General features: G+C 71.1%; 22 protein-coding genes. 11 read left to right on the top strand and 11 right to left on the bottom strand.

From position 1 onward, the window contains the following. The gene (deoC, locus tag FBY35_RS13415) at window positions 1-948 is read right to left on the bottom strand and encodes a deoxyribose-phosphate aldolase (RefSeq protein WP_142215049.1); all 948 of its coding nucleotides are present in this window, start codon (window positions 946-948) and stop codon (window positions 1-3) included. 160 nt (window positions 949-1,108) lie between these two features. Here deoC and FBY35_RS13410 point away from each other — a divergent pair, with 160 nt between their 5' ends. Beyond that, window positions 1,109-1,753 carry a PH domain-containing protein gene (locus tag FBY35_RS13410; RefSeq protein ID WP_142214028.1) on the top strand — a complete coding sequence of 215 codons (645 nt, stop codon included), beginning with the start codon at window positions 1,109-1,111 and terminating at the stop codon, window positions 1,751-1,753. A 144-nt stretch (window positions 1,754-1,897) separates the two neighbouring features. Here the strand turns inward: FBY35_RS13410 and FBY35_RS13405 are convergent, their stop codons facing one another. The 3 genes from FBY35_RS13405 to FBY35_RS13395 form a co-directional block, all read right to left on the bottom strand. Next, window positions 1,898-3,538 (bottom strand): phospho-sugar mutase, encoded by a 1,641-nt coding sequence (locus tag FBY35_RS13405; protein WP_186356929.1) that lies wholly within the window; start codon window positions 3,536-3,538, stop codon window positions 1,898-1,900. Window positions 3,539-4,394: 856 nt separating this feature from the next. Beyond that, window positions 4,395-5,225: a purine-nucleoside phosphorylase gene (locus FBY35_RS13400; protein ID WP_142214026.1), complete on the bottom strand. Its 831-nt coding sequence runs from the start codon at window positions 5,223-5,225 to the stop codon at window positions 4,395-4,397. A gap of 102 nt (window positions 5,226-5,327) precedes the next feature. Next, window positions 5,328-5,765: a gamma-glutamylcyclotransferase gene (locus FBY35_RS13395; protein WP_142214025.1), complete on the bottom strand. Its 438-nt coding sequence runs from the start codon at window positions 5,763-5,765 to the stop codon at window positions 5,328-5,330. 164 nt (window positions 5,766-5,929) lie between these two features. Here FBY35_RS13395 and FBY35_RS13390 point away from each other — a divergent pair, with 164 nt between their 5' ends. Together FBY35_RS13390 and FBY35_RS13385 are read left to right on the top strand one after the other, a co-directional pair. Continuing rightward, entirely contained in the window at window positions 5,930-7,369 is a 1,440-nt protein-coding gene (locus FBY35_RS13390; RefSeq protein WP_142214024.1) for an NAD(P)H-quinone dehydrogenase, read from the top strand. Window positions 7,370-7,524: 155 nt separating this feature from the next. Beyond that, complete coding sequence (locus FBY35_RS13385) at window positions 7,525-8,481, top strand: DeoR/GlpR family DNA-binding transcription regulator (protein WP_142214023.1); 957 nt, start codon at window positions 7,525-7,527, stop codon at window positions 8,479-8,481. A gap of 455 nt (window positions 8,482-8,936) precedes the next feature. Here FBY35_RS13385 and FBY35_RS13380 read toward each other — a convergent pair whose 3' ends face one another. Together FBY35_RS13380 and FBY35_RS13375 are read right to left on the bottom strand one after the other, a co-directional pair. Further along, a complete protein-coding gene (locus FBY35_RS13380) occupies window positions 8,937-9,530 on the bottom strand; it encodes a TetR/AcrR family transcriptional regulator (RefSeq protein ID WP_142214022.1) in 594 nt (197 codons plus the stop codon). Window positions 9,531-9,636: 106 nt separating this feature from the next. Beyond that, window positions 9,637-11,391 (bottom strand): biotin carboxylase N-terminal domain-containing protein, encoded by a 1,755-nt coding sequence (locus FBY35_RS13375; RefSeq protein WP_142214021.1) that lies wholly within the window; start codon window positions 11,389-11,391, stop codon window positions 9,637-9,639. 356 nt (window positions 11,392-11,747) lie between these two features. Between FBY35_RS13375 and FBY35_RS13370 the strand changes: the two genes are divergently transcribed. Continuing rightward, the gene (locus FBY35_RS13370; protein ID WP_142214020.1) at window positions 11,748-12,203 is read left to right on the top strand and encodes a hypothetical protein; all 456 of its coding nucleotides are present in this window, start codon (window positions 11,748-11,750) and stop codon (window positions 12,201-12,203) included. A gap of 119 nt (window positions 12,204-12,322) precedes the next feature. Here the strand turns inward: FBY35_RS13370 and FBY35_RS13365 are convergent, their stop codons facing one another. The 4 genes from FBY35_RS13365 to FBY35_RS13355 all read right to left on the bottom strand — a co-directional run bounded on the left by FBY35_RS13365 (window position 12,323) and on the right by FBY35_RS13355 (window position 15,107). Continuing rightward, window positions 12,323-12,931, bottom strand: a complete 609-nt coding sequence (locus FBY35_RS13365; protein ID WP_142214019.1) for a nucleoside triphosphate pyrophosphatase — start codon at window positions 12,929-12,931, stop codon at window positions 12,323-12,325. 41 nt (window positions 12,932-12,972) lie between these two features. After that, window positions 12,973-13,101: a morphogenic membrane protein MmpB gene (gene mmpB / locus FBY35_RS37080; RefSeq protein WP_260848603.1), complete on the bottom strand. Its 129-nt coding sequence runs from the start codon at window positions 13,099-13,101 to the stop codon at window positions 12,973-12,975. A gap of 198 nt (window positions 13,102-13,299) precedes the next feature. After that, entirely contained in the window at window positions 13,300-13,509 is a 210-nt protein-coding gene (locus tag FBY35_RS13360) for an acyl-CoA carboxylase epsilon subunit (RefSeq protein ID WP_142214018.1), read from the bottom strand. A 14-nt stretch (window positions 13,510-13,523) separates the two neighbouring features. Continuing rightward, entirely contained in the window at window positions 13,524-15,107 is a 1,584-nt protein-coding gene (locus FBY35_RS13355; protein ID WP_142214017.1) for an acyl-CoA carboxylase subunit beta, read from the bottom strand. A gap of 109 nt (window positions 15,108-15,216) precedes the next feature. Between FBY35_RS13355 and FBY35_RS13350 the strand changes: the two genes are divergently transcribed. From FBY35_RS13350 to hutH, 5 genes are all read left to right on the top strand, one after another. Further along, window positions 15,217-16,074, top strand: coding sequence for a biotin--[acetyl-CoA-carboxylase] ligase (locus tag FBY35_RS13350; RefSeq protein WP_142214016.1), 858 nt, complete (start codon window positions 15,217-15,219; stop codon window positions 16,072-16,074). A gap of 293 nt (window positions 16,075-16,367) precedes the next feature. Then, the gene (locus tag FBY35_RS13345; RefSeq protein WP_399208385.1) at window positions 16,368-17,459 is read left to right on the top strand and encodes an adenylate/guanylate cyclase domain-containing protein; all 1,092 of its coding nucleotides are present in this window, start codon (window positions 16,368-16,370) and stop codon (window positions 17,457-17,459) included. Window positions 17,460-17,535: 76 nt separating this feature from the next. Further along, entirely contained in the window at window positions 17,536-18,333 is a 798-nt protein-coding gene (locus FBY35_RS13340; protein WP_142214015.1) for an enoyl-CoA hydratase/isomerase family protein, read from the top strand. 70 nt (window positions 18,334-18,403) lie between these two features. Next, window positions 18,404-19,570, top strand: coding sequence for a sensor domain-containing diguanylate cyclase (locus FBY35_RS13335; RefSeq protein WP_142214014.1), 1,167 nt, complete (start codon window positions 18,404-18,406; stop codon window positions 19,568-19,570). A gap of 265 nt (window positions 19,571-19,835) precedes the next feature. Beyond that, a complete protein-coding gene (gene hutH, locus FBY35_RS13330) occupies window positions 19,836-21,377 on the top strand; it encodes a histidine ammonia-lyase (protein ID WP_142215047.1) in 1,542 nt (513 codons plus the stop codon). A gap of 54 nt (window positions 21,378-21,431) precedes the next feature. Here hutH and FBY35_RS13325 read toward each other — a convergent pair whose 3' ends face one another. After that, window positions 21,432-21,704: a hypothetical protein gene (locus FBY35_RS13325; RefSeq protein ID WP_186356927.1), complete on the bottom strand. Its 273-nt coding sequence runs from the start codon at window positions 21,702-21,704 to the stop codon at window positions 21,432-21,434. Between the two features lie 110 nt (window positions 21,705-21,814). Between FBY35_RS13325 and FBY35_RS13320 the strand changes: the two genes are divergently transcribed. Both FBY35_RS13320 and FBY35_RS13315 read left to right on the top strand, forming a co-directional pair. Continuing rightward, window positions 21,815-22,177 (top strand): hypothetical protein, encoded by a 363-nt coding sequence (locus FBY35_RS13320; protein ID WP_142214012.1) that lies wholly within the window; start codon window positions 21,815-21,817, stop codon window positions 22,175-22,177. A gap of 200 nt (window positions 22,178-22,377) precedes the next feature. Next, window positions 22,378-23,643 carry an Ig-like domain-containing protein gene (locus tag FBY35_RS13315; protein WP_142214011.1) on the top strand — a complete coding sequence of 422 codons (1,266 nt, stop codon included), beginning with the start codon at window positions 22,378-22,380 and terminating at the stop codon, window positions 23,641-23,643. The last annotated feature ends 67 nt before the right edge of the window (window positions 23,644-23,710 follow it).

Genomic DNA, 23,710 nt, shown 5'->3' with positions numbered 1-23,710 from the left:
TCAGTCCACCGTCACGTAGTCGGGTCCGGAGTAACGGCCGGTGGCGAGCTTCTGACGCTGCATGAGCAGGTCGTTGAGCAGGCTCGACGCGCCGAAGCGGAACCAGTGGTTATCCAGCCAGTCTGCACCCACGGTCTCGTTGACCAGGACCAGGAACTTGATCGCATCCTTGCTGGTGCGGATGCCGCCCGCGGGCTTCACGCCGACCTGGATGCCGGTCTGCGCGCGGTAGTCGCGCACCGCCTCCAGCATGAGCAGCGTGTTGGCGGGGGTGGCGTTGACCGCGACCTTGCCGGTCGAGGTCTTGATGAAGTCCGCGCCGGCGATCATGCCGAGCCAGGAGGCGCGGCGGATGTTGTCGTACGTGGAGAGCTCGCCGGTCTCGAAGATGACCTTGAGCCGGGCCGGGCCCACGGCCTCCTTCACGGCGCGGATCTCCTCGAAGACCTTGAGGTAGCGGCCCGAGAGGAAGGCGCCGCGGTCGATCACCATGTCGACCTCGTCGGCCCCGGCGGCGACGGCGTCGCGGGTGTCCGCGAGCTTCACGTCGAGCGCGGCGCGGCCGGCCGGGAAGGCGGTGGCGACGGAGGCGACCTTGACGCCGGAGCCCTTGAGGGCCTCGGCGGCGATCGCGGCCATGTCGGGATAGACACAGACCGCCGCGGTCGAGGGGGTGGTGCGGTCGGTCGGATCGGGACGGACGGCCTTGGCGGCGAGCGCCCGGACCTTGCCCGGGGTGTCCGCGCCTTCGAGCGTCGTCAGGTCGATCATCGAGATGGCCAGATCGATGGCGTACGCCTTGGCCGTTGTCTTGATCGAACGCGTACCGAGCCCTGCGGCGCGGGCCTCCAGGCCGACGGCGTCGACGCCGGGCAGGCCGTGGAGGAAGCGCCGCAGTGTGCTGTCGGACGCGGTCACGTCAGCGAATGCGGTGGGGATGGTGGGCATGGTCACCAGATGAGCATATCTACGCGCGTAGCGGCCTGTACAGGGGGCGGGGGCGAGGGCTTGTCCCGCGGGTGGGCTCACCGGCGTGCCTACCGGCGTGCACACCGGCGTGGGACGGACCGGAACGGCCGGTCCGGAGACGTACGGCAGAATCGGAGTCATGACGAGTCCCCAGCAGCCCACCGAGCCCACCTACGCCGACCGGGTCTTCCGGTCGCCCGCCGGGATGGCCGGGGGAGTGGTGCTGCTCGCGCTCATCGCCTGGCTCGCGGGGGACGCGGTCGTCCGCGGCGAGGGGCGTACGCCGTGGGTGGCCCTGGCCGTGGCGCTGCTCGCCGTCCCGCTGATCATCGCCTTCACCCTGCGGCCCGCGGTGTTCGCCAACGACGAACGGATGCGGGTCAGGAACCCCTTCCGGACGATCGCCCTTCCGTGGTCGGCGGTCACGGACATACGGGCCGGGTACTCCAGCGAGGTCCTCACGGAGGACGCGAAGTATCAGCTGTGGGCGATCCCGGTTTCGCTGCGGGCGCGCAAGAAGGCGGTGCGGCGTCCGCTGCGGACCGCGAACGGCCCGTTCGCGCGCGGCGGCCACGCGGCCACGCCGGCCGGCCCGGAGGTCCAGGGCCACGAGCCGCGGAAACCCACCGCGGACCAGGCGATCGAGCAACTGCGGGAGCTGGCGGAGCGCAATGCGGATCGGCCCGGCGCGAAGGGGGAGCCGCTGGTTCGCTGGGCGTACGAGATCGCGGCGCCGGCGGCAGCGGGTGCGGTGCTGCTGGTCATCCTGCTGGCGACCGGCTGAGCGTCCGGCCGTGCGGGGTGCGGGGCGCGGGTCCGTCCACCCGGGCCCGCCACACAAGGCGCCTGCCGGAGCCCCCTGCGGCGGGCGCTTCCACACCAGCAGCATGTACGCCCCCAGCCACGCCGACGTCGGTCGGATGCCGCGTCAGATCCCCGCGGCCTCTGCCAGATCCCGCTTGATCCCGTCCAGGATCTCGGCGGCCCGCCGGCGCGCGCTCAAGAGTTCGCTCGCGTCCGCGACCGGGACCACGACCTCCAGGTAGCACTTGAGCTTGGGCTCGGTGCCGCTCGGGCGCACGATGACACGCGCCGTGAACTCGCCGTCGAGGTAGTACCGCAGGCCGTCCGTCGGCGGGAGCTTCTCGGTGCCCCGGTTCAAGTCCTCGGCCGAGACGATCCGCAGCCCGGCGAGCACGGTCGGCGGCTGCTCGCGCAGCCTGCGCATGGCGTTCGCGATGATGCTCAGGTCCTCGACCCGCACGGACAGCTGGTCGGTGCCGTGCAGCCCGTGCGCGACGGCGAGGTCGTCGAGCAGATCGGTCAGGGTGCGGCCCTGCTCCTTCAGTTCGGAGGCCAGCTCGGCGACGAGCAGGGCGGCCGTGATGCCGTCCTTGTCGCGCACGCCCTCGGGGTCGACGCAGTAGCCGAGCGCCTCCTCGTAGCCGTACCGCAGGCCCTCGACGCGGGCGATCCACTTGAAGCCGGTCAGTGTCTCCTCGTACGGCAGCCCCGCGGCGTCGGCGATCCGCCCGAGCAGCGACGAGGACACGATCGACTCGGCGAAGGTGCCGCGCGCGCCCTTGTGGACGAGGTGCTCGGCCAGCAGCGCGCCGACCTCGTCGCCGCGGAGCATCTTCCAGTCCTCGCCGTCGGCGACGGCGACCGCGCACCGGTCCGCGTCGGGGTCGTTGGCGATGACGATGTCCGGCTGGACCCGGCGGGCGGTCTCGAATGCGAGATCCATCGCCCCCGGCTCCTCCGGGTTGGGGAACGAGACCGTCGGGAACGCCGGGTCGGGCTCGGCCTGCTCCTGTACGAGGACGGGCGCGGGGAATCCGGCACGGGCGAAAGCGGCGGTCAGTACGTCCTTGCCGACGCCGTGCATGGCCGTGTAGACGACGCGGGCGGTGCGGGGCGAGCCAGAGGTCAGGACCGCGTCCGTACGCGCCAGATAGGCCTCCAGGACCTCGTCACCGAGCGTGTCCCAGCCGCTCTTGGCCCGCAGCACGTCGTCGAGGCTCGCCACGGCGGCGATCTCCGCGGCGATCTCGGCGTCGGCGGGCGGCACGATCTGCGATCCGTCGCCGAGGTAGACCTTGTAGCCGTTGTCGCGCGGCGGATTGTGGCTGGCGGTGACCTCGACCCCGGCCACCGCGCCGAGCTTCCTTATGGCGAACGCGAGGACGGGGGTCGGCAGCGGGCGCGGCAGGACGGCGGCGCGGAGCCCGGCGCCGACCATCACAGCGGCGGTGTCGCGCGCGAAGTCGGCGGACTTGTAACGGGCGTCGTACCCGATGACGACGAGGCCGTCGCCCTGGCCCCTCGCCCTGAGATAGGCGGCCAGCCCGGCGGCCGCGCGGATCACGACGGCGCGGTTCATCCGCATGGGCCCGGCCCCGAGCTCGCCGCGCAGCCCGGCCGTCCCGAACTCCAGCGTGCCGCTGAAGCGGGCGGCGAGCTCGTCGAGATCGTTCGTCTCGATGAGCTTGCCGAGCTCGTCCCGGGTCTCACTGTCCGGGTCCTCCGCCAGCCACGCGCTGGCCCGCGCGATGAGGTCCTGCTGCACGGTTGGTCCGCCTCTCGTGTGGTTTGGTCGCCCGACCATTCTGGACGGGCGTACGCGTGAGCGGGGTGAGGTGGCGGGGGCGCATGGCTTGTTCCCCCACCCCGCCCCTTCCCCGGCTGTGCGGCGGCTGCGCGCCGCAGCCCGGTGCGTCAGCGGCTTCGCCGCAGAACATCCGGCGTACACCGGGGAGATGTGGGCCCCGCATCCCCCTGACACCGCGGAGCGTTCGCGTTCCTGTGCGTGGGGGGCGAACCGCCCCGCATCCGGCCCTCGACGTGCGCCGGGGTGCCCGTGAGCGGCGCGAGGCTGCCGCCGGCCGGGTGCTGAGGCGGTACGGACAGGGGGTACCTCCTGCGGCCTCGGGCCGCGCGTCCCCCCGCGGGTGGGGAGGGGCCGTGCAGGGTCGTCCCCACGTTTCCAGCGTCCGTGGTGAGCGTAGGCCAGGGGGCGTTGGTGGTTGATGCCCGGTGGGTGGTTTCGCGTTTCCAGGGTTCGTGGGTGCCGTGGGCCGGGGGGCGTTGGGGGTTGCTGTCCGGTGGGTGGTTTCGGGGGCGAACCCGGGCGTCCCGCTGCCTTGCCGTTCCGGTGGGGAGGGGCCGTGCAGGGTCGTCCCCGCAGGCGATCGGCGGCCAACACCGGGTGCCCTTGCGAACCCCTCATTGCCGCCGACGCCGAGGAGTCGAGCCCGGAGGGGACCCGGAACCCGAACGACACGGCACCGGGCGCCCCGAACCGCCCAGACCCGCACCCTGCGGCGGCCCGGCAGCCCGAACCGGCTACGCCCCGCCCGCACGCGCGTACGGTCGCCGCGCACCGGCCCCACGCGCCAGCTACCGCCGCCCGCACCGCGGGAACGTCAGATCCGGTCCAGCACCCGCGTCAGCAGCTCACCCATCCGCGCCGCCGAATCCCGCCCCGCCTGGAGCACTTCCTCGTGGTTCAGCGGCTCGCCCGAAAGCCCCGCCGCCAGGTTCGTGACCAGGGAGATGCCCAGGACCTCCGCGCCCGCCTCCCGCGCCGCGATCGCCTCGAGGACCGTGGACATGCCGACCAGGTCGCCGCCCATCACGCGGACCATGCCGATCTCCGCGGGCGTCTCGTAGTGCGGGCCGGGGAACTGGACGTACACGCCCTCCTCCAGCGACGCGTCGATCTCCTTGCACAGCGCCCGCAGCCGCGGCGAGTACAGGTCCGTCAGGTCCACGAAGTTCGCGCCGATGATCGGCGACGCCGCCGTCAGGTTGATGTGGTCGCTGATCAGCACCGGCTGTCCGGGGCGCATGCCCTCGCGCAGACCGCCGCAGCCGTTCGTCAGGACCACCGTCTTGCAGCCCGCGGCCACCGCCGTGCGCACCCCGTGAGAGACCGCGGCCACGCCGAGGCCCTCGTAGAAGTGCGTACGGCCCAGGAAGACCAGCGCCCGCTTCGCGCCGATGCGGTAGGAGCGGACCCTGCCGCCGTGGCCCTCGACCGCGGGCGGCGGGAAGCCGGGCAGCTCGGTGACCGGGAACTCGGCCTCTGGCATACCGAGCGCGTCGGCGGCCGGCGCCCAGCCGGAGCCCATGACCAGGGCTACGTCATGCGTCTCGGAGCCGGTCAGCTCGCGCAGGCGCGCGGCGGCGGCGTCGGCTGCGGCGTGGGGGTCGGCGCTAACGCCGTTGAGGTCCGGATTCACAGATGCGTTCACGCCGACGAGGGTAGCCGGTCATTTCCTACGCGCGTAGATGACGCAGCACACGGTCTTCGGATCGTTGCCTTGTCGTTTCCCACGAACGCGACGGTAAACGCATCAGCAAGGCCGCTTCCGCAGCTCCATCACATAGTCGTGGGGAGCGCCCGCCGAGTCCGCCGCGTCGGCCAGCTCGCCCAGATACCGCGCGGAGGGCAGCCCGCCCTCGTACCCGTTCAGCACATACACCCAGGCCGGCTCCTCGCCGTCCAGGGTGTCCACCCGGACCCGCATGCGCCGGTAGATGTCCAGGCCGACGCCCTCCCAGCGGTCCATCGAGTCCTCGTCCATCGGGGCGATGTCGTACAGCGCGACGAAGACCTGGGAGCGCGGCGCCTCCACGATCGTGGCCAGTGCCCCTTCCCAGCCCATCTGCTCGCCGCCGAAGGTCAGCCGCCAGCCGTTGAGCCAGCCGGTGCCGCGCAGCGGTGAGTGCGGGGCGCGGCGGGACATCAGCCGCGCGTCGAGGTTGCCGGCGTACGCGGCGTAGAGCGACATGGGATCGAGGGTACGGGAGGGGCACCCGTGGTTGCGGTGCACCGCTGGAGGGACCCGGGGCGAAGGCACGTGAACCGTGCGGGACAATGGAGGACGTACTGCAGTCCAAAGGGGCCGACCCCCGAACCCCGGCAGAACGAACGAGAGCGCGAGGCGTAACCCCAGTGACCCGGATCGTGATCATCGGCGGCGGACCCGGCGGATACGAGGCGGCCCTGGTGGGCGCCCAGCTCGGCGCGGAGGTGACCGTCGTCGACTGCGACGGCCTCGGCGGGGCGTCCGTGCTGACCGACTGCGTACCTTCCAAGACCCTGATCGCCACGGCCGAGGTGATGACCACCTTCGACTCCTCGCACGAGGAGCTGGGCATCATCGTGGCCGACGACACCCCGCCGATGGAGCAGGCCGCCCGGATCGTCGGCGTCGACCTCGGCAAGGTCAACCGACGGGTGAAGCGGCTCGCGCTCGCCCAGTCCCACGACATCACCGCCTCCGTCACCCGGGCCGGCGCCCGGGTGATGCGCGGCCGCGGCCGGCTAATGGGCCGGCAGGCGATGGACGGCTCACGCACGGTGGTCGTGACCGCCGCGGACGGCACCGAGGAGACGCTGACCGCGGACGCCGTGCTGATCGCGACCGGCGGCCACCCGCGCGAGATCCCGGACGCCCTCCCCGACGGAGAGCGGATCCTGAACTGGACCCAGGTGTACGACCTGAACGAGCTCCCCGAGGAGCTCATCGTGGTCGGCTCCGGCGTCACCGGCGCCGAGTTCGCCGGCGCTTACCAGGCTCTCGGCTCCCGGGTCACCCTCGTCTCCTCCCGCGACCGCGTGCTGCCGGGCGAGGACCCGGACGCCGCCGCGGTCCTGGAGGACGTCTTCCGCCGCCGCGGCATGAACGTCATGGCCCGCTCCCGCGCCGAGTCCGCCAAGCGCGTCGGCGACCGGGTCGAGGTCACGCTCTCCGACGGCCGCGTCATCTCCGGCTCGCACTGTCTGATGGCGGTCGGCGCGATCCCGAACTCCGCGGGCATGGGCCTGGAGGAGGCCGGCGTCCGCCTCAGGGACTCGGGCCACATCTGGACCGACAAGGTCTCGCGTACGAGCGCTCCCGGCGTGTACGCGGCCGGCGACGTCACCGGGGTCTTCGCGCTCGCCTCCGTCGCGGCCATGCAGGGCCGTATCGCGATGTACCACTTCCTGGGCGACGCGGTGCAGCCGCTGAACCTCAAGACCGTCTCGTCCAATGTCTTCACCGACCCGGAGATCGCCACCGTCGGATACAGCCAGGCGGACGTCGACGGCGGCATCATCGACGCCCGTGTCGTGAAGCTGCCGCTGCTGCGCAACCCGCGCGCGAAGATGCAGGGCATCCGGGACGGCTTCGTCAAGATCTTCTGCCGTCCGGGCACGGGCATCGTGGTCGGCGGCGTGGTCGTCTCGCCGCGCGCCAGCGAACTGATCCATCCCATCTCGATCGCGGTCGACAACAATCTGACGGTGGAACAGATCGCAAACGCCTTCACCGTGTACCCGTCTCTGTCGGGGTCGATCGCCGAGGTGGCACGGCAGTTGCACACTCGCAAGGCGGCCGGCGAAGCGTGATGCGGGAGTAAACCCGAAGAACCCCGGGCACTCCACGCGGCGAACGATCAACTTCCGGGCCGCCCATACCACTTGGCGACCCTGTCTGTGTGCAACTTCTGTTATTCGGCGCATAGTGCTGAAAAGTATCGGTCGGTCAGGTTACTGTCAGTTCCGTGTTCGCTGCAGAACGTCGCCAATTGATCCTTGAAATGGTGCGCGCCAACGGGGCCGTGTCGCTCCGTGAGCTCGCCCGCGTCGTCCAGACCTCCGAAGTGACCGTACGACGCGACGTGCGTGCGCTGGAGGCAGAAGGACTCCTCGACCGCCGTCACGGCGGTGCGGTACTGCCGGGCGGCTTTACGCGGGAGTCCGGCTTTCCGCAGAAATCCCTGTCCGCGACCGCGGAGAAGACGGCCATCGCCGATCTCGCCGCGGGCCTCGTCGAAGAAGGCGAGGCGATCGTGGTCGGAGCCGGGACGACGACGCAGGAGCTGGCCCGCCGGCTCGCGCGCGTCCCCGGACTGACCGTCGTCACCAACTCCCTGCTTGTTGCCCAGGCACTGGCCCACGCCAACCGGGTCGAGGTCGTCATGACCGGCGGGACGCTGCGTGGCTCCAACTATGCGCTGGTGGGCAGCGGGGCGGAGCAGTCCCTGCAGGGCCTGAGGGTGTCCCGTGCGTTCCTCTCGGGGAGCGGGCTGACGGCCGAGCGGGGCCTGTCCACGTCCAACATGCTCTCGGCGAGCGTCGACCGGGCCCTGGTCCAGGCCGCGGCGGAGGTCGTGGTCCTCGCGGACCACACCAAGCTCGGCACCGACACGATGTTCCAGACGGTGCCGACGGATGTGATCACGCGGCTGGTCACGGACGAGCCGACGACGCACGACGACCGGGCGGCGACGGAACTCCAGGCGCTGGCGGACCAGGGCGTCCAGATCACCGTGGCGGGCGCGGGCGCCCCGCCGGACACGGCCGCCCCGGGCGGCCGCCAGTCCCGCCGAGACGTCCCCCTCCCAACCCAACGCCGCACCCGCGGCGGCGCCGGGCCGGGCCCTCAGCTGCGCAGCGCCCTGACGTCGGAGCCGCCGGGGGAGAGAGCGGCGAGGGTGGCGGACCTCCGCCGCCGATAGCTGTAGGCACCGGGTTCGTGGGTGCCGTGGGCCGGGGGGCGTTGGTGGTTGCTGTCCGGTGGTTGTTTTCGCGGGCGAGCCGCTGTTGGGCACCGGGTTCGTGGGTGCCGTGGGCCGGGGGGCGTTGGTGCTTGATGCCCGGTGGGTGGTTCCCGGGGCGAACCCGGGCGTCCCGCTGCCTTGCCGTTCCGGTGGGGAGGGGCCGTGCAGGGTCGTCCCCGCAGGCGGGGGCGAACCCGGGCGTCCCGCTGCCTTGCCGTTCCGGTGGGGAGGGGCCGTGCAGGGTCGTCCCCGCAGGCGATTGGCGGCCAACACCGGGTGCCCTTGCGAACCCCTCATTGCCGCCGACGCCGAGGAGTCGAGCCCGGAGGGGACCCGGAACCCGAACAACACGGCACCGGGCGCCCCGAACCGCCCAGACCCGCACCCTGCGGCGGCCCGGCAGCCCGAACCGGCTACGCCCCGCCCTCCGCCTTCAGGCCCCGCAGTGTCAGCGTCAGTAGTCTGTCCGCCAACTCCGTGTCCCCCGGCTCCTCTTCCGCCGCCAGCGCGATCGCGTTCGTCAGTTGCATCAGGTCGCCGATCGAGACATCCGGCCGCACCGCACCGCTCTCCTGCGCCCGGAGCAGCAGCCGTTCGCCCGCCTCGCGGAGCGGCACGCTGCAGGCCGACAGTGCCGAAGTCTCGTCGTGCGAGGCCGACATGAGGGCTCGGGCCAGCCCGCGGTACTCACCCGCATGAGTGATGAGCGCGCGCAGCCAGTCCACCAGCGCCCCGCACGGCCGCTCCGCCGAGGCCAGTTCGCCCGAGCGCTGCACCAGTGAGGCCAGCGCCTCCTGGAAGACCGCGCTCATCATCGCGTGGCGGTTGGGGAAGTGCCGGTACAGCGTGCCGATGCCCACGCCCGACCGCCGGGCGATCTCTTCGAGCGAGGCGTCGGTGCCGTACTCGGCGAACACGGCGCGCGCTTCGGTCAGCAGCCGTTCGTAGTTGCGGCGCGCGTCGGCCCGCATCGGCCGCGCCGAGCCCACTGATGTACCGGTTGCCATCGCTCTCCTCCCTGCGCCCCCGGCGTTCAGTGTCCAGGATGCAGGCGTGGGGCCTGCCCCTCGTCGTACCGGGCAGGCCCCACGCTCGTACACACTCAGCCGGACGTCAGTCCTTGATCTCGCAGATCGTCGCACCGGACGAGACCGACGCGCCGACCTCGGCCGACAGGCCCTTGATCGTGCCGGAGCGGTGCGCGTTCAGCGGCTGCTCCATCTTCATCGCCTCCAGGACGACGACGAGGTCGCCCTCCTGGACCTCCTGGCCCTCCTCGACCGCGATCTTGACGATCGTGCCCTGCATCGGGGAGGCGAGGGTGTCACCGGACGCCGCCGACGCGGACTTCTTCGCGGCGCGGCGCTTGGGCTTGGCGCCCGCGGCCAGGCCGGTGCGGGCCAGCGTCATGCCCAGCGAGGAGGGCAGCGAGACCTCCAGGCGCTTGCCGCCGACCTCGACGATGACCGTCTCACGGCCCGGCTCGTCCTCGGTCTCCGAGTCGGCGGGCGCCGCGAAGGGCTTGATCTCGTTGACGAACTCCGTCTCGATCCACCGGGTGTGGACCCGGAAGGGGTCCGCGGTGAACGCCGGGTCAGCGACGACCGCGCGGTGGAAGGGGATGGCGGTGGCCATGCCTTCGACGTTGAACTCCGCCAGCGCACGCGCGGCACGTTGCAGCGCTTGCTGACGGGTCGCGCCGGTGACGATCAGCTTGGCCAGCAGGGAGTCCCAGGCCGGGCCGATCACCGAACCGGTCTCGACGCCCGCGTCGAGGCGCACACCCGGGCCGGACGGCGGCGCGAAGGCGGTCACCGTGCCGGGGGCCGGGAGGAAGCCTCGGCCCGGGTCCTCGCCGTTGATGCGGAACTCGAAGGAATGACCGCGCACCGCCGGGTCGCCGTAGCCGAGCTCCTCGCCGTCGGCGATACGGAACATCTCGCGGACCAGGTCGATGCCGGTGACCTCTTCGGTGACCGGGTGCTCCACCTGGAGACGGGTGTTGACCTCCAGGAAGGAGATCGTGCCGTCGACACCGACGAGGAACTCGACGGTGCCCGCGCCGACGTAACCGGCCTCCTTGAGGATGGCCTTGGACGCGGCGTACAGCTCGGCGTTCTGCGCCTCGGACAGGAAGGGGGCGGGCGCCTCCTCGACCAGCTTCTGGTGGCGGCGCTGCAGCGAGCAGTCACGCGTGGAGACGACGACGACATTGCCGTGGGTGTCGGCCAGGCACTGGGTCTCGACGTGCCGCGGCTTGTCCAGGTAGCGCTCGACGAAGCACTCGCCGCGCCCGAAGGCGGCGACGGCCTCGCGCACCGCGGAGTCGTACAGCTCCGGCACCTCTTCGAGGGTGCGGGCGACCTTCAGACCGCGGCCGCCACCGCCGAACGCCGCCTTGATCGCGATCGGCAGCCCGTGCTCCCGCGCGAAGGCGACGACCTCGTCGGCGCCGGAGACCGGGTCGGGCGTACCGGCGACCAGCGGCGCTCCGGCGCGCTGGGCGATATGACGGGCGGCGACCTTGTCACCGAGATCACGGATCGCCTGCGGCGGCGGGCCGATCCACGTCAGACCGGCGTCCAGCACGGCCTGCGCGAAGTCCGCGTTCTCCGAGAGGAAGCCGTATCCGGGGTGGATGGCGTCCGCTCCCGAGTCCTTCGCGGCCTGGAGCACCTTGGCCATGTCCAGATAGCTGGCGGCCGGGGTGTCACCGCCCAGAGCGAACGCCTCGTCGGCCGCGCGGACATGCAGAGCGTCCCGGTCCGGATCGGCGTAGACGGCTACGCTCGCGATCCCGGCGTCCCGGCAGGCACGGGCAACGCGGACAGCGATTTCGCCACGGTTGGCGATGAGCACCTTGCGCACGATGGCTCCCTCCTTGAAACAAGCTGAGTTTAGGGAAGCCGCACACCGTCCTTCGACCCGTCCCCAATGGTGAGCTTTCCCACACGGAGCGTGATTCGAGGCTCGCGCAAGTCGCGAAATCCCTTGTCGCACCAAGGTACGACGGGTTCCTTCCTCGCACAGTAACCCTGTGGTGTGGCACAGGTCTCTGTTCTGGGCGCCAGCGGCCGGGCGCGTTTCTTTGTGGAGTCCCTACGAATGGCCCAACGGTCCTTTGCTGTAAGACCGAGCGTGCCGCGCCTCTTGTCCCGCCCTTTACCCGTTAGTAGCGTTCGCGATGTCGTACGTACTTCCGGTAACAGAGGGTTGGGGGCGCCGTGGCGCGCAGACCGGTGGCCGTGGTGGCCGCGCTTGTTCTGCTGGTGGAGGCCATCGGCATCGTGGTGATCAACGGGATCCTCGCCACGTTCGTCGAGAAGCAGAGCATGTCGCTCGCCGACATGGACCCGGACGCGATGGTCACGGGCACATGGGTGATGGGCGGCGTCTTCGGCCTCTACCTCGCCGCATGCGGTGTGACCATGCTGCTGACCGGCCTGCGCGACCGGGCCCCGGGGCGGGTCGCCCGGATCCTGCTGATCTCGTGCGCGATCACGCACGGGGTGCTCGGCGCTCTCACGGTGGGTCTCGTCGGCTGGGAGGCGTTCGCGTTCATGATGGTGGTGCTCGGACTGATCGTCCTGGTGCTGGTCGCGTATGGAAATGGCGGGAAGCCACAGAAGGAAGAAGCCCACAAGGAGCCCGCTCCGACGCACGGCACCGCACCCGCCTAGTGGCATCCGAGCCGGTCGTGAGGCGGGCACGAGTCCGCCCTCGCCTGGCCCCGAGCCGGTGTCGAGTCTGACGTGATTCTGACGGTCGACTGACGTCCAGGGCGTGGGGCGGGGGTGCTTCAGTCCGTCCACAGATCCGTGATCGAGAAGCCGAGTTCCGCCAGCAGCGTGCGCAGCAGCGGCAACGAGAGCCCGATGACGTTGCCGTAGTCGCCGTCGATGGAGTCGATGAACGCCGCCGAGCGGCCGTCCAGCGTGAACGCGCCCGCCACGTGCAGCGGTTCACCGCTCGCGACGTACGCGGCGATCTCGGCGTCCGTCGGCTCGCCGAAGCGCACGGTCGTCGACGCGGTCGCCGACACGCTGCGGCCGGTCGCCGTGTCCGTCACGCAGTGGCCGGTCTGCAGGATGCCGGAGCGGCCCCGCATGCTCTTCCAGCGGGCGATGGCCTCCTCCTCGTCGGCCGGCTTGCCGAGGGCCTCGCCGTCGAGTTCGAGGACCGAGTCGCAGCCGACGACCAGCGCGCCGGAGGCCTCGGGACGCGCGGCCACGACGGCGGCCTTGGCCTCGGCGAGCACCAGGGCCAGCTCGGCCGCGGTCGGTGCGCTCAGCCCGTCCTCGTCGACGCCGCTGACGATCACTTCGGGGGCGAGTCCGGCCTGGCGCAGCAGATTGAGGCGCGCGGGGGAGGCGGAGCCGAGGACGAGGCGGGGGCGGTGAGCGGTCATGGGGTCATCGTAGGCGGCGGTTCGCAGCCCGACATCGATGGTCAGCGCAGCCCGACCACGAACATCAGCACCACCATGGCGAAGGCCAGCAGGAGGCCCGCGCGGCGCATCATCGCCTGCGTCTCGCGCAGCTCTTTCGGAGGCTCGTTCTCCGGGTCGGACCACAGCATGCCGTCGATCCTGCTGCGGGGAGCCGGGCCGCGCCTGAGTACGGGTACTCAACCGGCGGGGTGACAACGGGCCACATTCTCGGTGTGTCGAGGGCTACGAGGATCACAGGGGTCTGCTGTTCCTCGAGGAGTCCGGGTCCTCAGTCGTCGGTGGGGCTGACATGCCAGCCCCACCGACGGGGGTTTGGCCCCGGTTGCTCACACGGGCCAGCAGCTGCGGGCCCACGCCCGCGGGCCGGGCACCGGCCTTCGCGTGCGGGCGATCCGCGCCGGGTCCGACCACTGCTGCGGCGGGAGCGGCGCGCCGCCCTCCGCCGCCGCGGCCGTCGCCGCGGCGCGTGCCTGGACCACCGCGAGTGCGGCGGCCAGCTCCTCCGGGGTGGGATTTCCCCGTACGACCTTGATCATCGTCAGGTCCCTTCCTAGAGGGGGATGTTGCCGTGCTTCTTGGGCGGCAGGCTTTCCCGCTTCGTACGCAGCTGACGCAGGCCCTTGACGACCTGTGCCCGGGTGTCCGACGGCATGATCACCGCGTCCACGTAGCCGCGCTCCGCCGCGATGTACGGGTTGAGGAGCGTGTCCTCGTAGTCCTGGATCAGCTCCGCGCGGGTCGCCTCGACGTCCTCCGCGGCCGCGATGGTGCGGCGGTGCAGGATGTTCACCGCGCCCTGTGCGCCCATGACCGCGATCTGCGCGGTCGGCCAGGCCAGGTTGAGGTCGGCGCCCAGGTGCTTGGAGCCCATGACGTCGTACGCGCCGCCGAAGGCCTTGCGCGTGATCACCGTGATCAGCGGGACCGTCGCCTCCGCGTAGGCGTAGATCAGCTTCGCGCCGCGGCGGATGATGCCGCCGTACTCCTGGTCGACGCCCGGCAGGAAGCCGGGCACGTCGACGAAGGTGAGAACGGGGACGTTGAAGGCGTCGCAGGTGCGCACGAAGCGCGCGGCCTTCTCGGAGGCGTTGATGTCGAGACAGCCCGCGTACTGCATCGGCTGGTTGGCGACGATGCCGACCGGGTAACCCTCGACCCGGCCGAAGCCCGTGATGATGTTCGGCGCGAACAGCGACTGCGTCTCCAGGAATTCGCCGTCGTCCAGCACATGCTCGATGGCCGTGTGCATGTCGTAGGGCTGGTTCGCGGAGTCGGGGATGAGGGTGTCGAGCTCGCGGTCCTCGTCCGTGGTCTCCAGGTCGGCCTCCTCGGGGAAGGCCGGTGCCTCGGACAGGTTGTTGGACGGCAGGTACGACAGCAGCGACTTGACGTAGTCGACGGCGTCCTTCTCGTCGCCCGCCATGTGGTGCGCGACACCGGAGGTGGAGTTGTGCGTACGGGCTCCGCCCAGCTCCTCGAAGCCGACGTCCTCGCCGGTGACCGTCTTGATGACATCGGGTCCGGTGATGAACATGTGCGAGGTCTGGTCGACCATCACCGTGAAGTCGGTGATCGCGGGCGAGTAGACGGCGCCGCCCGCGCACGGTCCGACGATCAGTGAGATCTGCGGGATCACGCCGGAGGCATGGGTGTTGCGGCGGAAGATCTCGCCGTACATGCCGAGGGCCATGACGCCCTCCTGGATACGGGCGCCGCCGGAGTCGTTGATGCCGACGACGGGGCAGCCCGTCTTCAGCGCGAAGTCCATCACCTTCATGATCTTCTGGCCGAAGACCTCGCCCAGGGACCCGCCGAGGACCGTGAAGTCCTGGGAGAACACCGCCACCGGGCGGCCGTCGACCGTGCCGTAGCCGGTGACCACACCGTCGCCGTAGGGGCGGTTCTGCTCCATGCCGAAGTCCGTGGAGCGGTGCCGGGCGAACTCGTCCAGCTCTACGAACGAGCCCTCGTCCAACAGCAGATCGACGCGCTCACGGGCGGTCAACTTGCCCTTGGCGTGCTGCTTCTCCACCGCGCGCGCGGAACCGGCATGCGTCGCCTGGTCAACACGGCGCTGCAGATCCGCCAGCTTTCCTGCGGTGGTGTGAATGTCGATCTGTTCCGGCTCGGACATCGGGATGCGGCTCCCTGGCTGGTCACGGGGTCGGTGGCTACTGACTCGTAGCGTATCGGCGCGCCTACGGTTCGGCAGTGCGTCGTTTGCCACACCTAACCTGGCTTGCATGACGCCTGAGAATGCGCCCCGGAGCCGCTGGTCCGACCTCGACCGGCCGCCGCTGAACGAAGCCTCGCTGCGCCACTCGCTGCTGCAGCCGGGCGGGCTGTGGACCTCTCTCGACATCGTGCCCGAGACCGGGTCCACCAATTCCGATCTGGCGGCCCGGGCCGGGTCCCTCGAGGAGGGGGCGGTGCTCGTCGCCGAGGTGCAGACGGCCGGGCGCGGACGCCTGGACCGCACCTGGACGGCGCCACCGCGCTCCGGGCTGTTCTTCTCCGTACTGCTGAAGCCCGGAGCGGACATCCCGGTCGAGCGCTGGGGCTGGCTGCCGCTGCTCGCCGGTGTGGCCTCCGCGACGGGTCTCGCCCGTGCCGCCGGAGTGGACATGTACCTCAAATGGCCCAATGACCTGCTGGTAAAGATCGACGGCGAGGAGCGCAAGACCGGCGGAATCCTCGCCGAGCGGGCGGGCGACGACGCCGTGGTCGTCGGTATCGGCCTCAATGTCACGCTGCGTACCGAGGAACTGCCGGTGCCGGAGGCGGGCTCCCTCGCGCTCGCCGACGCGATCTCCACCGACCGTGACCCGCTGCTGCGGGCCGTGCTGCGCTCGCTGGAGCAGTGGTACGGCGACTGGCGCGCGGCGGGCGGGGACCCGGGACTCTCGGGGCTCCAGGAGGCGTACGCGGCGGGCTGCGCGACGCTGGGACGGAGCGTACGGGCCGAGCTGCCCGGCGAACGCTCGGTGATCGGCGAGGCGGTGGCGATCGACGGCGACGGGCGGCTGGTGCTGTCCACGGAGGGCGGGGGCCGGCAGGCGGTCAGCGCGGGCGACATCGTGCACCTGCGGCCGGCCGGATGAACTGTGCGGCCGGGACGTGAGCTAGGGCACACCTGCCGTATCGTTGAGGCGATCGAGCGACAGATCGGCAGGGCAGTGCGCAGGGAACGGGCAGGAGGCGGCTGGTGACCGTCGACGACACCACTTCCGGCGCGGGCGCGTTGCCGCCGGAGGGCTCCTCCTCCGGCGCGTCCTCCCCGTCGAATTCGTCATCGTCGCCGTCCGGCGCCTCCTCGCCCCCGGGTTCGTCCGCCGGGTCGGCCGCGGGCACGGCTTCCGGGTCGGTGGCGGGCCCGCCGGCCGGGGCGGCCGCGGTGCATCCGCCGCACCACGAGGTCGATCACACCGTGGAGCCGACCGACGACCCCCTTGCGATCCGGCTGGAGCAGCTGATCCTTGGCGCGGACCGGCGCTACACACCGTTTCAGGCCGCCCGCACGGCGGGAGTCTCCATGGAGCTCGCCTCCCGCTTCTGGCGGGCCATGGGCTTCGCCGACATCGGCCAGGCCAAGGCCCTGACCGAGGCGGACGTACTGGCCCTGCGACGGCTCGCCGGTCTGGTCGAGGCGGGCCTGCTCAGCGAGCCGATGGCGGTGCAGGTGGCGCGCTCGACCGGCCAGACCACCGCCCGGCTGGCGGAATGGCAGATCGACTCCTTCCTGGAGGGCCTGACCGAGCCGCCCGAGCCCGGAATGACGCGTACGGAAGTCACCTACCCCCTGGTCGAGCTGCTCCTGCCCGAGCTGGAGGAGTTCCTGGTCTACGTCTGGCGCCGCCAGCTCGCGGCGGCGACCGGGCGCGTGGTCCAGGCGGCGGACGACGAGGAGATGGTGGACCGCCGTCTGGCGGTCGGCTTCGCGGACCTGGTGGGCTTCACCCGCCTGACCCGGCGCCTCGAAGAGGAGGAACTCGGGGAACTCGTCGAGGCGTTCGAGACCACCTCCGCGGACCTGGTCGCCGCGCACGGCGGCCGGCTGATCAAGACGCTCGGCGACGAAGTCCTGTACGCGGCGGACGACGCGGGCACGGCGGCGGAGATCGCGCTGCGGTTGATAGAGACGATGACGAACGACGAGTCGATGCCCGCGCTGCGGGTCGGCATCGCCTTCGGGACGGTGACGACGCGGATGGGCGACGTCTTCGGCACGACGGTGAACCTGGCGAGCCGGCTGACATCGATAGCGCCGAGGAACGCGGTGCTGGTGGACGGTGCGTTCGCGGAAGAACTCTGCCGCACGGGGGACGCGCCGGCGTCCGAGGCGGAGGCGGCGGAGGAAGCTGCCGCGGCGGAGAAGGAGGGCGAGGAGCCCCCCTCGTACCGCTTCGCGCTGCAGCCGATGTGGCAGCGGCCGGTGCGTGGTCTTGGCGTGGTGGAGCCCTGGCTGATGTCGCGTCGCAGCGGCTGAAGCGCCCGGGGCGGGCCGCAGGAGCCCGCCCCGCCCTATGATCCGGTTAACCATCGTTCACCGGGAGGGTGCCCTCATGTCCGAGTCCGCCGAGCAGCGCTTCGGGGAATTCGTCGTCGTCCGCAGGCACGAGCACGTCGCCGAGCTCGTACTCGACCGGCCGGGGGCCATGAACGCCGTCTCCACCGAGATGGCCCGTTCCATTGCCGCCGCGTGCGACGCCCTCGGAGCCGACCGCGACGTACGGGTCACCGTGCTCAGCTCCACCCACGAGCGGGCCTTCTGCGTCGGAGCCGATCTGAAGGAGCGGAACTCCTTCTCCGACGCCGAGTTGGTCAGGCAGCGGCCGACCGCGCGGGCCGCCTACACCGGGGTGCTGGAGCTGCCCATGCCCACCGTCGCCGCCGTGCACGGGTTCGCGCTCGGAGGCGGGTTCGAGCTCGCGCTTGCCTGCGATCTGATCGTCGCCGACGAGACCGCCGTCGTGGGGCTGCCCGAGGTGTCCGTCGGTGTCATTCCCGGCGGCGGCGGGACGCAGCTGCTGCCGCGCCGTGTGGGGGCGGCGCGGGCCGCCGAGCTGGTCTACACGGCCCGCCGCGTGGAGGCCGCGGAGGCCCGGGCGTTGGGACTCGTCGACCAGCTCGTGGACGAGGCCAGGGCCGGCGCGCTGGAGCTCGCCGCGCGGATCGCCGCGAACTCCCCGGTCGGGCTGCGCGCGGCGAAGCGCGCGATGCGGCTCGGGCAGGGTCTCGATCTGCGGGCCGGTCTCGAGGTCGAGGACGCGGCCTGGCGCTCGGTGGCCTTCTCCGGGGACCGGGCCGAGGGGGTTGCCGCCTTCAACGAGAAGCGGAAGCCGCAGTGGCCCGGCGAGTGAACCGCGGCACGGCTCTGAAGGCCCCGGGTTACGTCAACTGATCAAATGGGCCAAACCTCCCTAAGCTGGGATGATGGCAGAGGATCGGCGGCTGCGAGCCGTAGTGGAGCTGGCGCAGGCAATGGCTGCCGCGCGCACCCCGCGTGAGTTCTGGCGGGCCGGCGCGCTCGGTGCGTGCGACGCGCTCTCCGGCTCGTTCGCGGCCCTGTCGATGTGGGAGCGGGAGCTCGGGCAGCTCAAGGTGCTCGTGAACGCCGGCGAACGTGCCGCCGGGGAGGAGGAGTTCCCCGAGTCCGAGACGTATCCGGTCAACCGCTTCCCGGAGATCACGGAGTTTCTGCACGAGCAGTGGGCCGGCGGCGGTGAGCCGGACGCCTGGGTGGAGACCGTCGACGGTCCGGCCTCCGGCAATGCGGGCTACTCCCATCAGCGCGTGGACGCACTGCGGCGGCGCGGGCGCGGCTGCTGCGTGGTCGCGCCCATCGTGCTGCACGGGCGGGCATGGGGGGAGCTGTATGTGGCACGCGCGGCCGGCCGGCCCGTCTTCGACCGGGACGACGCGGACTTCGCGGCCGTGCTCGCCTCGGTCGTCGCTTCGGGGATCGCCCAGTCCGAGCGGCTGGAAGAGGTCCGAAAGCTGGCGTTCACGGACCCCCTGACCGGCCTCGCCAACCGCCGGGCCGTCGACATAAGGCTCGACGAGGCGCTGGAGCGCCACCGGGTGGACGGTTCGGTCGTGAGCCTGGTGGTCTGCGACCTCAACGGCCTCAAGCAGGTGAACGACACCCACGGCCACGCCGTGGGCGACCGGCTGCTCGAACGTTTCGGCTCCGTTCTCTCCCTGTGCGGGGCCATGCTCCCGGGTGCCCTGTCGGCCCGTCTCGGCGGCGACGAGTTCTGTCTGCTCTCGGTCGGCCCGCCCGCGGACGAGGTGGTCCGCGTCGCCGACGAACTCTGCGTACGCGCGGGCGAGTTGGAGATGGGGGAGGGGGTGGCCTGCGGGGTCGCGTCCACCGGTGACCCGATCGGGCAGGTCCGTTCGGCCCGTCGGCTGTTCCGGCTCGCGGACGCGGCCCAGTACCGGGCGAAGGCGGCCCGCTCCCTGAAGCCCGTGGTCGCGGGGCGCGACGGCACGGTGCTGCGGCTCGCGGACTCCCCGCCCCGCTCCGCGCACGAGCGCCGGACGTTCCGGGCGGCCCGGCCGGAGGAGGCGCAGGAGCCCTGGAGCGAGCCCTGAGCCCGCTGCGCCGTGCCGCGGCTGCCCACCGGTGCGTTAGGGCCTGTCGTTCGGATCTTGCCGGGTTCGCGTGCCCTGGCACGCACGCTCGCCGCGTTGTCGTCAGTCGCCGACGCTCCGCGTCGGCTCTTTCCTCCGCCTTGCGATCGCACGCACCAGACCCCGCTCACTGATCCGGCCTGATCCAAACGACAGACCCTAAGGGCCGACCGGGCCACCACTAGTGACAGGTTGGGATTCAGTCCGTACGCTCCTGAATATGGATATGCACACAGTCGTGGTGGGGACGTCCGGTACCACCGCCGCAGACGTCATCGCCGTGGCCCGCGAGGGCGCCCGTATCGAACTCTCCGAGGAGGCCGTTGCCGCCCTCGCCGCCGCCCGCGGAATCGTGGACGCCCTCGCCGCCAAGCCCGAGCCCGTCTACGGGGTCTCCACCGGTTTCGGCGCGCTCGCCAGCCGGCACATCAGCCCCGAGCTCCGCGCCCAGCTCCAGCGCAACATCGTCCGCTCGCACGCCGCGGGCATGGGCCCGCGCGTCGAGCGCGAGGTCGTCCGCGCGCTGATGTTCCTGCGCCTGAAGACCGTGGCCTCCGGCCACACCGGTGTACGCCCCGAGGTCGCCCAGACCATGGCCGACGTACTGAACGCCGGGATCACGCCCGTCGTGCACGAGTACGGCTCCCTCGGATGCTCCGGCGACCTCGCGCCGCTGTCCCACTGCGCGCTGACCCTCATGGGCGAGGGCGACGCCGAGGGCCCCGACGGCACCGTCCGGCCCGCCGGCGAGCTGCTCGCCGAGCACGGCATCGCGCCCGTCGTACTTCGCGAGAAGGAGGGTCTCGCCCTCCTCAACGGCACCGACGGCATGCTCGGCATGCTGGTCATGGCCCTCGCCGACCTCCAGCGCCTCTACACCACGGCCGACATCACCGCCGCGCTGTCGCTGGAGGCGCTTCTCGGCACCGACAAGGTCCTCGCCCCCGAGCTGCACGCCATCCGCCCGCACCCGGGCCAGGGCGTCGCCGCGGCCAACATGAGCGCCGTACTCAAGGGCTCCGGGCTCGTCGGCCACTTCCAGGAGGAAGAGGCCCCCCGTGTCCAGGACGCGTACTCGGTGCGCTGCGCCCCGCAGGTCGCGGGCGCCGGACGCGACACGCTCGCCCACGCCCGGCTGGTCGCCGACCGCGAGCTCGCATCCGCCGTCGACAACCCGGTCGTCCTGCCCGACGGCCGTGTGGAGTCCAACGGCAACTTCCACGGCGCTCCCGTGGCGTACGTCCTGGACTTCCTGGCCATCGCCGCCGCGGATCTCGGATCGATCGCGGAGCGGCGTACGGACCGGCTGCTCGACAAGAACCGTTCGCACGGCCTGCCGCCGTTCCTCGCCGACGACGCGGGTGTCGACTCGGGCCTGATGATCGCCCAGTACACCCAGGCCGCCCTGGTCAGCGAGATGAAGCGGCTCGCCGTACCGGCCTCCGCCGACTCGATCCCGTCGTCGGCGATGCAGGAGGACCATGTCTCGATGGGCTGGTCCGCCGCGCGCAAGCTCCGTACGGCAGTTGGCAATCTGAACCGGATCCTCGCGGTGGAGCTCTACGCCGCGACCCGCGCCATCGAGCTGCGCCGCCATCTGACCCCCGCGCCCGCCTCGCAGGCCGCTATCGGGGCGCTGCGTGCCGCGGGCGTCGAGGGCCCGGGCCCGGACCGTTTCCTCGCGCCCGACCTGGATGCGGCGGACGCGTTCGTACGGGACGGAAAGCTCATCGCGGCCGTTGAGCCCGTGACCGGTCCGCTCGCCTGACCCGCAGGGACTCCGCCGGCCCGCCCGCATGCCGGGCCGGGCGGCGGAGTCCGGTCAGGGAAGTACCGTCCCGCCGCGGCGCACCGAGTACGTCACGAAGCCCGCGCCGATGCCCAGGAACGCCGTGCCGCCGATCAGATACGGCGTGGTGTCCACCGTGCCGGTGTCGGCGAGAGCCAGCCCCTGCGCCGACGCCTCCGCGCCGGTCCGCGCCTTGGGCACCGCTTCCGTCTCGGCCGTGGCATTCGCCGAGGGAACGAACCACAGCGCGCACAGCAGAGTCCCTGCGGCAGTGGCGGTAAGAAGCGGTCGACGTGCGACGGACACGGACTCGATCCCCCCTTGAGGCATCCAAGAATTGGCCGGGTGCGCTGATGCTAAATGAAAGCAGCGGGTCGCGGGAAAGCCGGGTGACCGGGCGCTCTACCCTCCGTCGTATGACCTCTTCTGAGACATCACGTTATGTGCGGCTGCGGGTGGAATTGGTGGTGGAGATCGCCGAGCCCGATGCGCTGACCGGCGCGGCCCTCGAGCGCATCGCGGCCGACGAGTTCATGCCTGACGAGGAGCGTGCGCACGCGGCCTCGGCGGTGCGCGAGGACGAGGCCGAGGCCATCGCGTATCTCGTGGATCCCTTCGACCTGGTCAGTGAGGTTCCGGGCGTGGACCTCGCACAGGCCTCCTGGAGCAGTGAGCAGATCGAGTACGACCCCGATGCACGGGAGTGGGACCTCGACGAGGAAGATGGGGACTACGACGAGGACGAGAGCGACGAGCATCCTGACGGCGCGCGGCCATAATCCCCGCTGCCGACGGATCACGGCCCGGATCGCCGGGTAGGTGAACCGGAGCCCGGGCGCTCTCGTGCCGTACTGCAACCGGTGGGGGTCACCGCTGCGTCGGTGAGTGTCGGTGAGTGGTGTATCCCACATCCCCGCGGGTTGTGGAACCGGGCGGCCCGGAATGAGTGTTTCAGCAGTTGGTCAGGGAACCGGCGACGATGGAGAAGCGTGTGATGACGGACAGCAAGCGGCGCAGGGCCCTCATGGCCGCGTCCGCGGTGCTCGGCGGCGTGCTGTTGATATCCGCCTGCAGCGGCGACGGGGACAAGGACGGCAGCGCCGACGGCTCGAAGAAATCGCAGGCTCAGGTCGACGAGGCCGCCGCGAAGGACGCTTCGAAGGCCCGAATAGCCATCTCGCCCAAGAACGGCGCGACCAACGCGAGCATCAACAACGCCGCCAAGGTCACCGTCAGCGAGGGCACCCTCACCCAGGTCACGATGACCACCGCCGACGGCAAGAGCGTCAAGGGCACGATGGCTCCCGACAGCAAGAGCTGGAAGCCGGACGAGCAGCTCGACCGCTCCACCACGTACAAGATCTCCGCCTCGGCCAAGGACGCAGCGGGGCTTGAGGCCCACGAGAACTCCTCCTTCACCACGGTCTCGCCCGCCAACAGCTTCATCGGCAACTTCACGCCCGAGGGCGGTTCCACCGTCGGCGTCGGTATGCCGGTGTCCATCACCTTCAACAAGGCGATCACCGACCGCAAGGCCGTCCAGTCCGGGATCAGCGTGACGTCGAGCAGCGGCCAGGAGGTCGTCGGCCACTGGTTCAACGGGCAGCGTCTCGACTTCCGCCCCGACCAGTACTGGCAGGAGGGCTCGACCGTCACCCTCAAGCTGAACCTGGACGGCGTCGAGGGCGCGGACGGCGTCTTCGGTGTTCAGCAGAAGACCGTCACCTTCAAGATCGGCCGCAACCAGGTCTCCACCGTCGACGCCTCGTCCAAGACGATGACGGTCACCCAGGACGGCAAGACGATCAAGACGATCCCGATCTCTGCCGGTGCCCCCGACAACCCGACCTACAACGGTCAGATGGTGATCTCCGAGAAGTTCAAGGAGACCCGGATGGACGGCTCGACGGTCGGCTTCAAGAAGAAGGACGGCAAGGGCGAGTACGACATCAAGGACGTCCCGCACGCGATGCGGCTGTCCACGTCGGGCACGTTCATCCACGGCAACTACTGGGGCGCCGACTCGATCTTCGGCAGCGCCAACACCAGCCACGGCTGTGTCGGCCTGAACGACGTCAAGGGCGCCGGTGACCCGAACCAGCCCGCCGCCTGGCTGTTCAACAACTCGATCGTCGGCGACGTCGTCATCGTGAAGAACTCCAAGGACAAGACCATCGCGCCCGACAACGGCCTCAACGGCTGGAACATGAGCTGGAGCGCGTGGAAGGCCGGCTCCGCCGTCTGACCCTTTACGCATACGAAGGCGGCGGTACCCCAAAGGGTGCCGCCGCCTTCGTATGCCGCGCAGGCCC

This window comes from Streptomyces sp. SLBN-118, from assembly GCF_006715635.1.
GTDB lineage: Bacteria > Actinomycetota > Actinomycetes > Streptomycetales > Streptomycetaceae > Streptomyces.
The sequence above is the reverse complement of the archived record's forward strand: the minus strand, read 5'-3'. Positions and strand labels throughout refer to the sequence as shown.

What these genes read in the sequence shown, in the direction of transcription:
- mmpB (WP_260848603.1), bottom strand. Translation starts at nt 13,101, where the DNA reads ATGCTGTGGTCCGACCCGGAGAACGAGCCTCCGAAAGAGCTGCGCGAG.
- FBY35_RS13350 (WP_142214016.1), top strand. Translation starts at nt 15,217, where the DNA reads ATGACGCCTGAGAATGCGCCCCGGAGCCGCTGGTCCGACCTCGACCGG.
- FBY35_RS13380 (WP_142214022.1), bottom strand. Translation starts at nt 9,530, where the DNA reads ATGGCAACCGGTACATCAGTGGGCTCGGCGCGGCCGATGCGGGCCGAC.
- FBY35_RS13365 (WP_142214019.1), bottom strand. Translation starts at nt 12,931, where the DNA reads ATGACCGCTCACCGCCCCCGCCTCGTCCTCGGCTCCGCCTCCCCCGCG.
- FBY35_RS13355 (WP_142214017.1), bottom strand. Translation starts at nt 15,107, where the DNA reads ATGTCCGAGCCGGAACAGATCGACATTCACACCACCGCAGGAAAGCTG.
- FBY35_RS13320 (WP_142214012.1), top strand. Translation starts at nt 21,815, where the DNA reads ATGACCTCTTCTGAGACATCACGTTATGTGCGGCTGCGGGTGGAATTG.
- FBY35_RS13315 (WP_142214011.1), top strand. Translation starts at nt 22,378, where the DNA reads ATGGAGAAGCGTGTGATGACGGACAGCAAGCGGCGCAGGGCCCTCATG.
- FBY35_RS13340 (WP_142214015.1), top strand. Translation starts at nt 17,536, where the DNA reads ATGTCCGAGTCCGCCGAGCAGCGCTTCGGGGAATTCGTCGTCGTCCGC.
- deoC (WP_142215049.1), bottom strand. Translation starts at nt 948, where the DNA reads ATGCCCACCATCCCCACCGCATTCGCTGACGTGACCGCGTCCGACAGC.
- hutH (WP_142215047.1), top strand. Translation starts at nt 19,836, where the DNA reads ATGCACACAGTCGTGGTGGGGACGTCCGGTACCACCGCCGCAGACGTC.
- FBY35_RS13360 (WP_142214018.1), bottom strand. Translation starts at nt 13,509, where the DNA reads ATGATCAAGGTCGTACGGGGAAATCCCACCCCGGAGGAGCTGGCCGCC.
- FBY35_RS13410 (WP_142214028.1), top strand. Translation starts at nt 1,109, where the DNA reads ATGACGAGTCCCCAGCAGCCCACCGAGCCCACCTACGCCGACCGGGTC.
- FBY35_RS13335 (WP_142214014.1), top strand. Translation starts at nt 18,404, where the DNA reads ATGATGGCAGAGGATCGGCGGCTGCGAGCCGTAGTGGAGCTGGCGCAG.
- FBY35_RS13395 (WP_142214025.1), bottom strand. Translation starts at nt 5,765, where the DNA reads ATGTCGCTCTACGCCGCGTACGCCGGCAACCTCGACGCGCGGCTGATG.